This is a genomic window from Clostridium kluyveri, assembly GCF_001902295.1.
Classification (GTDB): Bacteria; Bacillota; Clostridia; order Clostridiales; family Clostridiaceae; genus Clostridium_B; species Clostridium_B kluyveri_B.
Genome location: NZ_CP018335.1, coordinates 1,316,888 through 1,333,259 on the forward strand (window position 1 = coordinate 1,316,888; position 16,372 = coordinate 1,333,259).

Here is a 16,372-nt window from a genome sequence, read left to right on the forward strand (position 1 = left end):
ATATATGAGACAAGTAGCAATTTATGGAAAAGGCGGAATAGGTAAATCCACAACCACACAAAATTTAACAGCAGGTTTATCAGAATTAGGAAAGAATGTCATGGTAGTTGGATGCGATCCTAAAGCTGATTCTACAAGACTTCTTTTAGGTGGACTTGCACAAAAAACAGTTCTAGATACACTGAGGGAAGAAGGGGAAGATGTAGAATTAGATTATATAATGAAAACAGGCTTTGGTGGAATAAAATGTGTTGAATCTGGTGGACCAGAACCAGGTGTAGGATGTGCAGGAAGAGGAATAATTACATCTATAAACATGCTGGAGAGATTAGGAGCATATACTGATGACTTAGACTATGTTTTTTATGATGTATTAGGGGATGTTGTGTGCGGAGGCTTTGCTATGCCTATTCGTGAAGGAAAAGCCAAAGAAATATATATTGTAGCCAGTGGTGAAATGATGGCTCTTTATGCTGCAAACAATATATCAAAGGGAATAAAAAAATATGCTAAAAAAGGTGGAGTAAGATTAGGTGGAATTATCTGCAACAGCAGAAATGTAGACAATGAAAAGAAATTATTGGAAACTTTTGCAAAGGAATTAGGCACTCAGTTAATTTATTTTGTTCCAAGGGATAATGTGGTTCAAAAAGCTGAAATTCACAAACAGACAGTAATACAGTTTGATTCTGATGAGAATCAGGCTGCTGAATATAGATCTCTTGCAAAAGCAATAGAAGAAAATGAATTGTTTGTAATTCCAAAACCTATGAGTCAGGAAAGGCTTGAAGAAATATTCTTAGAGCATGGGCTCATAGATTAGTGTAAATCAAGTGCTTTTTAGGTGCAGGTGGAGTTTGCTATTCGGATAAAAGTAATTTTAACATTAATATAGTCAGATACCTAAGCTATATGTTGCTTTAATGTAGAATTAAAGATTGTAGAGGGTATCTGACCTAATCAATATGTATTGTCAATTCAATCAAACAAACGGCATATCATCAATATCTAAAGCATAACTTTATTTATTCTTGCTTTACATGAATTGTTTTTCTGGGTGGAATTTCAGAAGGGGGTAATAGTTTTGAGGGTAAATATAAAGTCACCAGAAGTTCAAATTAGAGAGAGAAGACTTGGTTCAATTACGGGATTTTATGGAAGTGCATCTGAACTTTGTAATAAATCAAAATCAGGAAAACTTTGTGATAGAATGCATTCTTTTAGCCAATGTTTAGGATGCAGCTCAGGTAATGCATTGTGTCAGCTAGCCTTAATACAGGATGCTGTGGTTATAAATCATGCTCCACTGGGCTGTTCAGCTGATTTTTCAGATTTTAACTTCATAAATACAGTAGAAAGACAAGCAAGAAATATTCCAGTTGCAAATGCAAATTTATTAAGTACAAACTTAAATGAGGAAGATACTATATATGGCGGAGGACAAAAATTGGAATCCACTATAGAAGAAGCATATTATAGATTTAAACCTAACGCAATATTTATAACAACTTCCTGTGCATCTGGAATTATAGGTGATGATGTAGATACCATAGCTCAGGAAGCTGAGAATAAATTTAATATTCCGGTTGTATATGTTTCATGTGAAGGCTTTAGATCTAAAATTTGGACCACTGGTTTTGATGCAGCATATCATGCAATAATCAGAAAGATAGTAAAACCACCAATTAAAAAAATGAAAGATATGGTGAATGTGATTAATTTTTGGGGTACCGATATTTTTACTGATTTATTTGGAAGAATTGGTTTAACACCCAACTATATAGTACCATTTTCTACAATAGATCAATTGCAAAAAATATCTGAAGCAGCAGCTACAGTACAGATTTGTCCCACACTTGGAACTTATTTGGCCGCATCTCTTGAACAGGAATATGGAGTGCCGGAAGTTAAAACTCCACCTGCTTATGGAATAGAGGGAACGGATGCCTGGTTTAGGGAACTTGGCAGGATAACCGGGAAAGAAAAAGAAGTGGAGGAATTAATTAAATCAGAAAAAGAAAGGATATATCCTGAACTTGAAAGACTGAGAGAAAAATTAAAAGGAAAAAGAGTCTATATTACAGCAGGTGCTGCCCATGGACACAGCATAATGTATATTTTAAGGGATCTGGGAGTTGAAATTGTAGGAGCCTCCATATTTCATCATGATCCATGTTATGACAACAGAGATGATAAAGGAAAGAGTTTAGATCACCTAGTTAAAACTTATGGAGATATAAAACATTTTAACGTATGTAATAAACAATCATATGAACTTATAAATTCCCTTAATAGATTAAAACCGGATATATTTGTGGCACGTCATGGTGGTATGGCTATATGGGGAGCCAAACTTGGCATACCAACATTTTTGATGGACAATGAACAATTTGGGTTAGGGTATCAAGGACTATTGAATTATGGAAATAAAGTTTTGGATGTACTTGAGACTCCAGAATTTATAAAAAATATTGCTGCACACACTAAACTTGCATATACGGATTGGTGGATTAATCAAAAACCTGATACTTTTTTGGAGGTAAACAAGCATGAGTAAAATATTGGAACAGCCTAGACATTATTGTACTCTTGGAGCACAACAAACAGTAACTGCAATAAAAAGTGCAATACCAATAATTCATTCAGGACCCGGATGCGGTGTAAAACTCTTTAGAGGGCTTAGTACAAATTCTGGCTATCAAGGTACAGGATATTCTGGAGGGGGAACAATCCCATGCACCAATTCAACTGAAAGAGAAGTTGTATTTGGGGGAGAAACAAGGTTAAGAGAGGTAATAGATGGAACTCTTAAAGTGTTAAAAGGAGAAATTTTTGTAGTTCTTACGGGGTGCACTGCGGATATAGTAGGAGATGATGTGAGTCAAGTAGTAAAAGACTACAAGGATCAGGGAGTACCCATAGTATATGCTGAAACAGGTGGATTTAAAGGTACAAATTTTAAAGGACATGAGATAGTAATTAAAGCTATAGTAGATCAGTTTATAGGGGAAAGAAATCCCCAAATTAAAAAAGGTCTTGTAAATGTTTGGTCGTCAATTCCCTACCAAGATAGCTTCTGGGCAGGAAATCTAAATCAGATAAAATATCTTCTAGAGAATATAGGGCTTAAGGCCAACATATTATTTGGACCAAAATCTAGAGGATTAGAGGAATGGAATTCAATACCAGATGCTCAATTTAATATTGTAGTTTCTCCCTGGGTTGGAATTGAAACAGCAGAATTTTTAAAAGAAAAATATGGTACACCTTATTTGCATTATGCGCTGCCCCCTATAGGTGCTGGGGAAACCAGTAAATTTTTAAGAACAGTTGGAGAGTTTGCTAATTTGGATTCTAGTAGAGTTGAAGATTTCATTAAAAATGAAGAGGATAATTTTTATTATTATTTAGAGAGAGCAGCTGATTTTTTTCTTGAATTTAGGTATAGCATACCAGATAGATTTTTTAATATAACAGATTCTTTTTATGCACTTGGCATAAGTAAGTTTTTATTAAATGAACTGGGCATTCTTCCAGGTGAACAATATATAACAGATGATACACCTAAGAAATATCAAAATGATATAATAGATGAATTCAGTAAAATTTCATCCACTAGAAAATTTGAAGTATTTTTTGAATTAGATGGCGGAAAGATACATCAAAGGCTTAGAAAATATAATTTAGGAACACATATTCCATTAATTTTAGGAAGTTCATGGGATAGAGACATAACCAGGGAATTAAATGCCTTTGGAATAAATATAACTCTTCCTGTTATGCATAGACTTGTACTAAATGGAGGGTACCTGGGATATAATGGTGGTTTAAGACTCATTGAAGATATATATGGCAATATATTGGAAACATATAAATAAATATAAGTTATAGTTATATTAAATATGCTGACTAGAAAACTAGAGGTTGTATCTTATTGAGATTCAGCCTTTTTATTTTTGTAAAATAAACTAATTAACTTCAAAGTATAACAAATTAGCCGTTTATATGGTGAATGGAAGTGATAATTAATGAAAAAATTAGTAAAACTAGCTACATTTATATTGGCAGTTTCAATTGCATTTTCTACATTGTTTACAGGATGCGGAAATGGTGAGAATAATACAGATAGTAAAAAAACAATTTTCAATGTTGCATTATCGGGTGATATTAAAGCAGTAGACCCCGCATTTGGGTATGATCGTAACACAAATGCAGTTGTTCTCCAGGTCACTGAAGGTTTATTTTATTATGATGTAAATAATAAGATTGTTCCCAGATTAGCAAAAAGTTACAAGGTTGTTAATCCAACCACTTATGTTTATGAGATTAGAAATGATGTGAATTTTTCGGATGGGACTCCTTTAACTGTTGATGATGTGGTGTTTTCATTAAATAGGTATAAGGATCCTTCTACTGCTTCAGAGGTTGCATGGATGTTTGCTAATGTCACTTCAATCACAAAAACTGGTGATTGGGAAGTAACTGTGAAGCTTAGCAAGCCGGATGCTCTATGGGAACAGACATTGGCTACTACTGCTGGGCATATATATAGTAAAAAATATTATGAGGAGCATAAAAGTAATTTTGGTAAACCAGATGGGGGTATCCTTGGCACAGGACCATTTGTTTTTAAAAAATGGGTAACAGGCAGCGAAATTGATTTAGAAAAGAATACGAAATATTGGGACAAATCTGCCAACATTGCTATTGATAAAATTGTATATAAAATTATACCGGACAGTACAACAAGAGTTAAAGCTTTAACCTCAGGACAGGTGGACTATTTGAGTAATGCTCCAATTGATCAGCTTGATCAACTTAAAGCTTCCCAAAATATAAATGTTTCAAAGGTTAATTCCTTTACTATAAATTTTATAGCATTTAATACTGAACGAGAACCTTTTAATGATGTCAATGTAAGAAAAGCAATTTATTATTCTATTGACAGTAATTCTATTGTAAGTAATATATTCAAAGATACAACAATACTGTCTAATTCTTTACCTATAAATGATGCTATAGTTTCTACTGAAAAAGATTTGTGGTCTTCTTATATTAGAAATGCACCTGATTACAAATATAATATTGATAAAGCTAAAGAATATTTGAGTAAATCAAGTGTACCTAATGGTTTCAAATTCACACTTATAGTAAATGATGAGCCAGCATATTATTCTACTGCATTGTTACTTCAACAAGCTTTGAAACAGATTAACATAGATGTAACTGTTCAAAAAGTTACGTGGAGTGAAAATAGTTCATATCAATTTGGCAGCAGATTCGATAAGGATGGAAAAAGAGATTATGATGCGTTGTTAACTAGATGGACTGCTGATTTTCCAGATGCAGATGGTAATCTTACTCCGTTATATAAATCAGCTAACAAGGGTAAAGGAGGTTCAAATTCAGCTGCATATACAAATGCAGAAGTTGACAAACTCCTAGATGAGCAGTCTTCAGCCACTGATAAGGGGGAAAGGGCTAAACTTCAGCATCAGATTTTAAATATATTGTCAGATGAGGTACCATATGCCATTATTTCTTATCCTCAAACTATCTTTGCTATAAATAAAAATATTAAATATACCTTTGGTGCATCATGGCTTTATAATATCTTCTTTAAAGATTTTGAATTTGAAGATAATTAAATAGGGAATTAGCATTAATAAGAAGGATAAGGATGAGTGTAATGTTGAGATATATTATGAAACGTTTATTACAATTTATACCCATTATTTTTATAGTTTCTATTATTATATTTGGTATGGTTAGAATACCTAAAATTGATCCAGTTGCTGTCATCGTTGGCGGAGGTCAGGCCAGTCAAGAAGAGATAAATAGCATTAGGGAAAAATATAATCTTAATAAGCCTATGGTTATACAGTATTATATATGGATTACTGGAGCGTTAAAGGGTGACTTTGGCTTAAGTATTAGTTATCAGCAGTCAATAACTTCTTTAATTAAAGAGAGACTTCCGGTCACATTGGGACTTACCTTGTTAGGAACATTATTTTCTATTTTAATAGCCATACCTGTGGGGGTGGTTACTGCTGTTAAAAAAAATACATGGGTAGATAGATTTTTATCAATTATTATTTTAATGTTGGTATCCTGTCCAGTATATTTGACATGTATATTAATGATATTGGTTATTTCAGCTTTTTTCCCCAGCTTTTCATTTACAGGAACCTTTACAAATTTCAGTGAGTACATTCAACGTATAGCACTTCCATCCATGGCACTTGCTTTTGGTATGATTGCATTATTGGCACGTGTGACTAGAAGCAGTATGATAGAACAGCTTCAGTCAAACTATATAATGACAGCTAATGCAAAAGGATTACCATTTAAAGATGTTATATTCAAGCATGCATTAAAAAATGCTGCAGTACCTATAATTACTATTTGCAGCATTCAAATTGGTGTAATGATAGTGGGCTCGGTATTAGTTGAAAGAGTCTTTTCTCTTTCGGGTATTGGAAGTTTGTTAATAGATGGTATAAATAATAGTGATTATACTATTGTTCAGGGAGTAACTCTCCTCTTAGTAACTGTTTTTTTATTATTAAATTTGATTGCTGATATTATTTATGCATTTATAGATCCAAGAATCAGATATAAATAGATTTTGTAGGGAAGGGTTAATTATGGGAATAAAGTATTTTTTAAAGGGTAAAAGGAAAAATTACGGAAGATTATTTACATCAACGGTTGTTATATCATTTTTAGTATTAATAGTAATAATTACATCAGCAATATTGGCACCATTAATAGCACCTTATGATCCAAATAAAATAGATTTATCTCTATCACTGCAAAATCCATCTTATTTACATATTTTGGGTACGGACAAAACAGGACGAGATATATTTTCAAGAATGATTTTTGGAGCTCGTACAACATTATTAAGTGCAGTATATGTTGTTTTGATATCTGTAGTAATAGGAATTCCCTGCGGCTTGATCTGCGGATATTATGGAGGTAAAGTTGATGCTTTGATAATGAGAATATGGGATGTAATCCTTTCATTTCCATCATTACTTTTAGCATTTATATTTGTTGTAAGTTTTGGTAGGGGCATGGGAAATGCAATTGTTGCCATTGGAATAATATATATCCCAATGATTTCCCGTCTTACTAGATCGCTTACCCTTGTAGAAAAAAATAAAACATATGTAGAGGCGGCGCGATCCATTGGATGTTCTAGTAGACGAATACTTTTTGTACATATTCTACCGAATTGCATTCCAACTTTATTAAGTGAGCTAACTCTTGATTTAGGCTATGCCATGCTTGATCTAGCAGCATTGAGTTTCCTTGGATTGGGTGTACAACCTCCAACCTCTGATTGGGGTGCAATGCTGGAAGAGGCAAGGGAGTTTATACAAAATAAACCCATACCTGCTGTTGCACCAGGAATTGCCATAATAATAACAGTGGTTTCCATTAATGTGCTCAGTGATGGAGTACAAATGTATTTGAATCAAAGTCAGAGAAAATTACCTTCATTTAAAGAATTTAGAAAATTAGCAGGTGATAAAAATGGATAATGTTATTTCAATAAAAAATTTAAAAGTTGAATTACTTTCTGTAAAAGGAATTATCCATGCCGTAAGGGGGATAAATCTGGATATAAAAAAAGGAGAAATACATGGTTTAGTTGGAGAAAGTGGATGTGGGAAAACAATGACTGCTAAAGCTTTGCTCCGTCTCCATGATGATTCCAGGACCGAATATTCAGGTGAAATACTTTTCAATGACGAGGTAGATATATTAAAGCTTAGGAAAAAAGATATGCAAAAGCTTCGCGGCAGTGATATCTCCATGGTTTTTCAGGATCCCACCACTTCTCTTAATCCCTTAATAACGGTAGGCGAACAAATATGTGAAATGATGAAGGTTCATGAAAATATGGATGTAAAACGGGCATATGTAAAGACATTATGGTTACTTGAAAAGGTTGGAATTCATCCTGCAGAAAAACGATTTAAGCAGTATCCATTTGAGTTAAGCGGAGGCATGATTCAGCGTATCATGATTGCAATTGCTATTTCCTGTAACCCAAAACTTCTAATAGCAGATGAAGCTACCACAGCCCTTGATGTAACAATCCAGGCACAAATACTTCAGCTGTTTAAAAATTTGCAGAGAAATTTGGGAATGACTATTATGCTTATTACACACAATTTTGGAGTAGTTGCGGAGGTATGTGACAGGGTATCGGTTATGTATGCAGGTAAAATTGTAGAAACAGGAGATGTAAAAGACATCTTTACATCTCCTGTACATCCATATACAAGGGCGCTGATAAATAGTATTCCAAAACCAGGATGTCACAGCAAGCCATTAGAAACGATTCAAGGGAGTCCTCCTGAACTATTTAAAAAAATAAATGGCTGTGCATATGCACCACGCTGTAAATTTGCTGCAAAAAAGTGTACTGAAGTAATACCTGAAATTATATATAGTAAAAATGGTCACACAGCAGCTTGTCATTTAGAAGTATAAATTGGGGAGAGAATTTTATGGCTGAACAAATTATTAAAGTAGAGCATTTAAAAAAATATTATGAAGTAAATGGAACTGGATTCATAAAGAATGATATTGAATACCTGCATGCGGTGGATGATGTATCTTTTGAGATCAATAAAGGTGAAATTTTTGGCATTGTTGGAGAGAGCGGATGTGGCAAATCTACACTTGGACGCTGCATTTTGCGATTGACTGATAGTACCGGAGGTAATATATATTTTAAGGGAAAGGACATAACTTACATAAATCAACATAACTTAAAAAGTGAAAGGAGATATATGCAGATGGTTTTCCAAAATCCTTATTCATCTTTTAATCCCAAAATGACTATAGGCAAATCTTTACACGAAGTAGGTAAAATATATAAAATATCAAAAGATGATTCCACAAAAAGAATTAATCAGCTTCTTGAATATATAAGACTATCTGAGGATGTGATCAATCGTTACCCCAATGAGCTCAGTGGAGGTCAATTACAAAGACTGGCAATAGCAAGAGCACTTTTTTTCCAGCCGGATTTTATTATTGCAGATGAGCCAGTATCTGCACTGGATGTTTCAGTGCAGGCGCAGATTCTCAATCTTATTTTAGATTTACGTGATAAACTTGGGCTGACCATGATATTTATATCACATGATTTAACAGTGGTAGAATATATTTGTGATGTTATTGCTGTTATGTATCTGGGCACAATTGTTGAAAAATCACCTAAAGAAGATTTGTTTAAAAATATCTACCATCCGTATACCGAAGCACTTATATCTGCTGTACCCAAAAGTGATCCAAAACATCAAACTTCAAGGATTATATTAAAAGAAGATCTGCCAAATGCCATTGATATGCCAAAAGGATGCCGCTTTTCACTTAGATGTCCTAAATTTAAGAAAGGAAAGTGTGATGTTGAGGTGCCTGCTTTGAGAGAAATATCGGAGGGACATTTTGCTGCCTGTCACTTTGTTTAATTACAAAATATGATATACTTTAATCATATAAATTAAGAAATCTATATAATTATTGGAGTTAACAGAGCTATGAATGAAAATTATTTTACTAATGCAGTTGCCATTGCCAAAGATATATGTATAAAGAAGCTGAAAGAAGGAGACATTGCAGTAGATGCCACTATGGGAAATGGAAATGATACTGTATTTTTAGCGGAAATTGTGGGACAATCGGGAAAGGTATATGCTTTTGATATACAACAGGATGCTGTTAAAAATACACAAAAAAAGATAGCTTACAAAAATCTTTTTAAATATGTAAAGCTTATAAATGACGGGCATGAAAATATGGACAATTATATAAGTGAAAAAGTGAAGCTTGTTATTTTTAACCTTGGATATTTACCTAAAGGAGAACATTCCATTACAACTAAGGCAGATACTACACTTGCAGCACTTAAAAAGGCGTTGAATTTAATTGATGAAAATGGAGTAGTAATTTTGGTAGTATATTATGGCCATGAGCAGGGGGAATTTGAAAAAATGTCTTTGGAAAGGTATGTAAAAACATTAGATCAAAAGAAATATAATGTGGTTAAAATGAATTTTATCAATCAAATTAATAGTCCACCTATGCTTATTATAATTGAGAAAAGGTAGAGAGATTTTCAGCAGCAAGGAGATGTTCGTAAAGAAATCCTTGCTATTTTAAGTTTTTAATGGTCATGGTGAAAGGAATGAACATTATTGTGAATAAATATAATAAAAAAATATTTATAGTAGATGATGAAGTAAAGATTACAGAGGTTATAAAATCCTATCTTGAAAATAGTGGATATTTTGTATATGTAGCATATAATGGTGTGGACGCCATGAATCTATTTAACAAAATAAATCCTGATCTTATAATTTTAGATTTGATGCTTCCTGATATTTGTGGAGAAGATATTTGTGAAATGTTAAGAAAAAGATCAAAAGTTCCTATTATAATGCTTACGGGGAAAACAGATGAAGAAGATATACTTAATGGACTTGATATAGGGGCAGATGATTATATGACAAAACCCTTTAGTCCAAGACAACTTGTAGCTCGGGTGAAAGCTTTGCTTAGAAGAACTGAGGATGAGCTTGGAGAAAAGAATTCTTTATTTTCACTTAATGATAATGATTTAATAATTAATGATTTAAATTATGAAGTTAAAAAAGCAGGTAATATAGTTAACCTTACACCTATTGAATACAATATATTAATAACTATGGTTAGATATCCTGGAAAAATTTTTACCAGGGAAGAGTTAATCATTGTTGCATTGGGACAGAATTTTAAAGGCTATGATAGGACTATTGATTCTCATATAAAAAATTTAAGATACAAAATAGAAGATAACCCTAAAGAACCAGAATATATTTTAACTATGAGAGGCATAGGTTATAAATTTGGAAGTGTTTAGGGGGCATTTTATATGAGAGATAGTTTAAGAAGTAGATTGACCCTATCCTATATACTTATTTCTCTTGTATGTATATTGACTATAAGCATTCTCACAAATGTGTTTCTTGAAAAACAATTCAGGGAGTACACTATTCGTAATCAGGAACGTAAAAATGAAGAAATAGCTGACTTGATAGGCAAGCAATATGGTGATAATGGAGTGTGGAATTATACTGCCATCGAGAATATAGGAGTTAATGTTATTGAGCAAGGAATGATTATAAAAGTAATAGATAATTATGGCAGGGTAATGTGGGATGCAGCTGTCCATAACAATGGGCTATGTAAGCAAATGTTAGATGACATGATTAACAAAATGAGCAGGCATTATAATAATTGGGATGGAAAATACCGGGTTAAAGAATATTCAATTTATCATAATAAAAATAAAATAGGAAATGTAGTAGTAGGTTATTATGGTCCATTTTACTATAATGATAATGATTTTGCTTTTATTCATGCACTAAATAAGTTCCTTATAGGTACTGGTGTATTTTCTCTATTTTTTGCACTAATATTAGGGGGATTTATGGCTAAATGGTTGAGCAATCCTATTACAAGAGTCATTAGAACCGCAGAAAATATTTCTAAAGGTTATTTTAAAAATAGAGTCAAGGAAAAATCTAAAACAAGAGAAATTAAATTATTGATCTCCACAATTAATAATTTAGCTGAAACTCTAGAAAGGCAGCAATTATTGAGAAAAAGGATGTCAGCTGATGTTGCACATGAACTGAGAACTCCCCTTGCAACCATTCAGAGTTATGTAGAGGCAATGATAGATGGCATATGGAAGCCAGATAGGGAAAGATTAATGAGTTGTCATGAAGAAATAATGCGGATAACTAGATTAGTTGGAGATCTAGAAAAATTGGCGAAGTATGAAAGTGAAAAACATAAATTAAATAAAATTGAATATGATATCTATGAACAGATACAAAGTATAATATATAATTTCGAGACTAATTTTAAAAATAAAGGGGTAGAACTGCATTTTTATGGAAAAAGTGAAAATATAGTTGCCGAAAGAGATAAAATAAGTCAAGTTATAATAAATTTGATATCCAATGCATTAAAGTATACTCCAAAGCATGGGTTGGTAGAAATAAGAGTTGGAAGAAGAGAAGATATGGTAAAAGTAAGTGTAAAAGATACGGGAATTGGAATTTCTCCAGAGGATTTACCCTTTGTTTTTGAAAGATTTTATCGTGCTGATAAATCCAGAAATAAATTAACAGGTGGCTCTGGAATAGGATTAACAATAGCTAAAACTATTGTAGATTTACATAAAGGGAGAATAACAGTACAGAATAATTTTGATAAGGGCACAGAATTTGTAGTTTTATTACCTAAGGCATCTTCCAATAAATAGATAACTAATGAGTATGTTTATATGCAGTTAAAAAAATATTAACAATTTCTCCATGAAATCTCCATAGTATTTTTATAAAATATGAGTTTTATATTGACAAACATATTAAATTGTATTAATATAGTAAAAAAATAATAATGCTAGTATATTACTTGAGCTAACTAGAAAGCTAGAGGCTAACAGTTCCTTTTAATTAAAGGGAGTTGTTGGCCTTTTTTAGTTAGTTTTAGTTAATGATTTTAAGGAGGTAAAGTTATGAATAAGAGAAGAGTATTATCCATAGTACTTACATTTGCACTGGCAATAACAACTCTAAGTACTAATATAAGCTTATCTACTGTTAGGGCAGCATCTGGAGAAGTAACGAGAACAAGTGGCTCTGATAGGTACCAGACAGCATCTCAAGTTGCTGTGACAAATTGGACAACCTCAGATAATGTAGTATTAGTGTCAGGTGAAGGTTATGCAGATGCAATAAGTGCTTCTGTGCTGGCTAAAAAATTGAATGCACCTATACTTTTAACTACTCCAAAAGTTTTAAATTCATATACAAAAACAGCACTGGATACGTTAGCACCAAAGAACATATATGTTATCGGAGGTAATGCTTCTGTTTCTAAAGAAATTAGAGATTTTTTAAAAAGTTCCTATAATATTATTGAACTTGGCGGTGCTAATAGATACGAAACCAATGTGGCTGTAGCAAAAAAACTTGTGGAACTGGGAGTAGATCCATCTAATGCAGTTTTGGTTGGCGGAGAAGGATTTTCAGATGCTTTGACAGTTGCTTCAATTGCAGCTGTAAAAGAACAAATATTACTACTTGGTAATAATGATTTAAATTATATAAAATCTGTTAAAGATTTTATATATGAATATAAATCAAGTGTTACCGTAGTAGGAACTGATTTTGTTATTAATGAGGATACTTATAAAGCAGTTAATGCAGTAAAAAGAATAAGTGGAGGTACAGATAGGTTTGATACAAATCTTAAAGTTTTAGACGCCTTTAAGGATGATATAAAGACCTCTAAATTTTATGTAGCAAATGCAAGTGGTGATGGATATGCAGATGCTCTAGTTGCTTCAGTGCTAGCAGGTAAAAATGAGTCACCACTGGTGTTATTGGATAATGAAACATCTAAATCCACTGCCAATGCTATTGATTATATAAAGACGAATTTAGCTGATTCATCAGAAGTTGAAGTTTTAGGTGGAACTGGTGTTATTCCAGAAAATATTGTTACTAAAATAAATGGTTACATATCACCAACTGGAAATGAAACTAATCCATCAACGGGTGGTTCAAGTTCGGGAACTTCAACTACTGTACAGACTTTTAAAGGGTATATTCAGGATGAGGATTGTTTTATTAGTTATGCTCCAAACTATGGTGATGATACAAAAACGTGTTTATCAATGAAGTCCTGTACAGTAAGTGGATATGGAATAACAGCCCTTCAAAGTGACGGCAGTTATAAATTCTACTATTTTGATGGGGATTTTGCAACTTTTGCTGATGGAAAAACCTTTGATGGTACTGGTTCACAGTTATCTGCATGGAATTTAATACAAAATACCTCTAAGAAGGATCATATTACTATAACTGTAAAAGGAACCTTAAAGGGAGATACAAAAATTTCTCCATATGATGGTAAAAGTTATCCAGTAATAACAGTATCCTCTTTAACAGAATCCTCAAGTAGTTCAAGTAGTTCGGGAGGTTCAGGTAGTTCAAGTAGTAGTACATCTACTGAGCAAACTTTTGCAGGATATATTATAGATAAGGATTGTTTTAGTCCAAATTCAAATCCTGGAGATGACACTAAACCTTGCTTATCAATGAAGTCTTGTGCAGCAAGTGGATATGGCATAGGAGTCCCACAGGATGATGGTACCTATAAATTTTATTATTTTGATGGACAATTTGCTCCAAATGCTACCGGTACACAGGCAAAAGCATATGATTTAATCGATAAAAGCACAAAGAATACTCGTATTTCTATTGCTGTAACTGGCAAATTGAATGGAGATGTTAAAGTTGTAGATGGTGTAAGTTATCCGGTAATAACTGTATCCTCATTAGCAGAAGGTCCAGAACCAATAACCGTACCTGTAACTACTTCAAAGGTATATGAAGGTTGGTTATCCGATGAAACTAATGCTAAAGATGTAAATGATCCAACAGAAATCGCTAAATCATGCCTAGGAAACAGTGATTATGGCATAGTAGTTGTACAATCTGACTATTCATTTAAGTTCTATAAATTTGATACAAAGGGACAAGAACTTGCAAAAAATATTTTAGATAAAACTGAAAAAGAGAGGGATTTGAGAATAAAAATAAATGGAGTATTGGATGAAAGTACAAATACCATTAAACTATCAACAATTGAAGAAGAACAGGAGCTTGTTGGTATTATACTTACAAAAAGTACTTTTGATAACAGCAGTGACCCTACTGCAGTTAAACGTGATGATATTGTGGTATCAGCAGATAGTGGCTATGGTGTTGCAGTGAAAGGAGATGACGGCAAATACAAGTTCTATGTACTTGATGAAGCTGGAAATAAATCTGCTAAAAGTGTATTGTCATGGTACGTAAATTGGGCAGATAATGTAAGCAGTATACCTGTACTTGTACGTGGAATAGTAGAGGTTGATAATATTATAACCTCTGCTGTTATACGTGAACGCTGTATATCAGGACAATTAGTTTCAAAAGCCATATTTGATCAGGATAAGGCACTAAAAGATATAACTAAAGTAGATCTTTTAACACCTGAAAGTGCAGCTAGTGGCTATGGTTATTATGTACACAGTTGTGGTGGTCATCAGTATTTCCCATTTGATAAAGATTCTAATGACCTTGTTAGGAAGTTTATTGAAAGTTCAACAACAACTGGGAAAATTAAAGTAAAGCCTTATGGCTTCTGGTACTGGATTGGAAATACTATTAAACTTAACAATATTGTTGAAGATATTGAAGCAGAAGCAGAGGAACCAGTAGATGAAGAAATAAGCGGTGTGGTAGCTACTAGAAGCTATTTCAAAGGCAGCGAATATCAGGAACTTGGAGTACCTGGAACTATAACAAAAGATTTTCTATTAGATTCTAATAATGCTGCCAGTGGCTATGGAATTATATATAGAACCTGCTGCAGATATGGATATTTGAGATTTGATGAAAATGGTACAAAACTTATAAAAGATATCATAAATAAATCGAATAACACAAGTAATATAAATGTTATTGTGCAGGGAAAAAGAGATGAGGATACAATTTATGTTACTAGTGTTGTGGAAGCATATGATCAAACATACAGTGGCACATTGCTTAAAACAGATACAGAGGGTTATGGTGTAAAAGTCAAGCAGGAAGATGGAACTTATAAATTCTATAAACTCAGCACTAAGGGAGATTATTATCATGAGAGTGGACAGGAGCAAGCAAAAGATTTCCTTTCAGACTTGAAAAAAGATACCACTACAGTTGATATAAAAGGTACTTTTGATGGAGATAGTATTGTAGTTTCTTCTATTAAGGAAAATTTATCGATTACTCCAGCTCCGTCAGAATCAGAACCTAAAGAACAGGCTTTTACGGGATATATTCAGGATCAGGATTGTTTTATTAGTTATGCTCCAAACTACGGTGATGATACAAAAATGTGTTTATCAATGAAATCCTGTGCAGCTAGCGGATATGGAATAACAGCTCTTGAAAGTGATGGCAGCTATAAATTCTACTATTTTGATGGGGATTTTGCAACTTTTGCTGATGGGAAAAACTTTGATGGTACTGGTTCACAGCTATCTGCATGGAACTTAATACAAAATACTACAAAGAAAAATAATATAACTATAACCGTAAAGGGTACGTTGAATGGAGAAACAAAAACTGCCCCAGACGGTAATACTTATCAGGTAGTTACAGTAACATCCTTAGCTGAAAATTAATTTCTGATTTAAAATCGGGTATTAAGGAAATATAGGTAAGTATTTTTTCTTAATACCTTTCTTTAAATAGAT

Annotated in this window: 12 protein-coding genes; all 12 read left to right on the top strand. The window is 33.0% G+C overall.

The window, feature by feature from the left end; all coding sequences use genetic code 11:
• The first annotated feature begins 4 nt into the window (after positions 1 to 4).
• Entirely contained in the window at positions 5 to 823 is an 819-nt protein-coding gene (gene nifH, locus BS101_RS06590; protein WP_073538098.1) for a nitrogenase iron protein, read from the top strand.
• A gap of 261 nt (positions 824 to 1,084) precedes the next feature.
• Entirely contained in the window at positions 1,085 to 2,557 is a 1,473-nt protein-coding gene (locus tag BS101_RS06595; RefSeq protein WP_073538099.1) for a nitrogenase component 1, read from the top strand.
• Complete coding sequence (locus tag BS101_RS06600; RefSeq protein ID WP_073538100.1) at positions 2,550 to 3,878, top strand: nitrogenase component 1; 1,329 nt, start codon at positions 2,550 to 2,552, stop codon at positions 3,876 to 3,878. Before BS101_RS06595 ends, BS101_RS06600 begins: the two co-directional genes overlap by 8 nt.
• 150 nt (positions 3,879 to 4,028) lie before the next feature.
• Complete coding sequence (locus BS101_RS06605) at positions 4,029 to 5,648, top strand: ABC transporter substrate-binding protein (protein ID WP_073538101.1); 1,620 nt, start codon at positions 4,029 to 4,031, stop codon at positions 5,646 to 5,648.
• A 41-nt stretch (positions 5,649 to 5,689) separates the two neighbouring features.
• Complete coding sequence (locus tag BS101_RS06610; protein ID WP_073541165.1) at positions 5,690 to 6,628, top strand: ABC transporter permease; 939 nt, start codon at positions 5,690 to 5,692, stop codon at positions 6,626 to 6,628.
• Positions 6,629 to 6,650: 22 nt separating this feature from the next.
• On the top strand, positions 6,651 to 7,553 hold the full coding sequence (locus BS101_RS06615) for an ABC transporter permease (protein ID WP_073538102.1): 903 nt from the start codon (positions 6,651 to 6,653) through the stop codon (positions 7,551 to 7,553).
• The gene (locus BS101_RS06620) at positions 7,546 to 8,511 is read left to right on the top strand and encodes an ABC transporter ATP-binding protein (RefSeq protein ID WP_073538103.1); all 966 of its coding nucleotides are present in this window, start codon (positions 7,546 to 7,548) and stop codon (positions 8,509 to 8,511) included. The genes BS101_RS06615 and BS101_RS06620 overlap by 8 nt, the downstream gene beginning before the upstream one ends.
• A gap of 17 nt (positions 8,512 to 8,528) precedes the next feature.
• Complete coding sequence (locus BS101_RS06625; RefSeq protein ID WP_073538104.1) at positions 8,529 to 9,497, top strand: ABC transporter ATP-binding protein; 969 nt, start codon at positions 8,529 to 8,531, stop codon at positions 9,495 to 9,497.
• A gap of 69 nt (positions 9,498 to 9,566) precedes the next feature.
• Positions 9,567 to 10,136 carry a class I SAM-dependent methyltransferase gene (locus BS101_RS06630; protein WP_073538105.1) on the top strand — a complete coding sequence of 190 codons (570 nt, stop codon included), beginning with the start codon at positions 9,567 to 9,569 and terminating at the stop codon, positions 10,134 to 10,136.
• A gap of 77 nt (positions 10,137 to 10,213) precedes the next feature.
• Complete coding sequence (locus BS101_RS06635; RefSeq protein WP_073538106.1) at positions 10,214 to 10,927, top strand: response regulator transcription factor; 714 nt, start codon at positions 10,214 to 10,216, stop codon at positions 10,925 to 10,927.
• A 12-nt stretch (positions 10,928 to 10,939) separates the two neighbouring features.
• Positions 10,940 to 12,340, top strand: a complete 1,401-nt coding sequence (locus BS101_RS06640) for a sensor histidine kinase (protein ID WP_073538107.1) — start codon at positions 10,940 to 10,942, stop codon at positions 12,338 to 12,340.
• Positions 12,341 to 12,595: 255 nt separating this feature from the next.
• A complete protein-coding gene (locus tag BS101_RS23710) occupies positions 12,596 to 16,300 on the top strand; it encodes a cell wall-binding repeat-containing protein (protein ID WP_073538108.1) in 3,705 nt (1,234 codons plus the stop codon).
• Positions 16,301 to 16,372 lie beyond the last annotated feature (72 nt).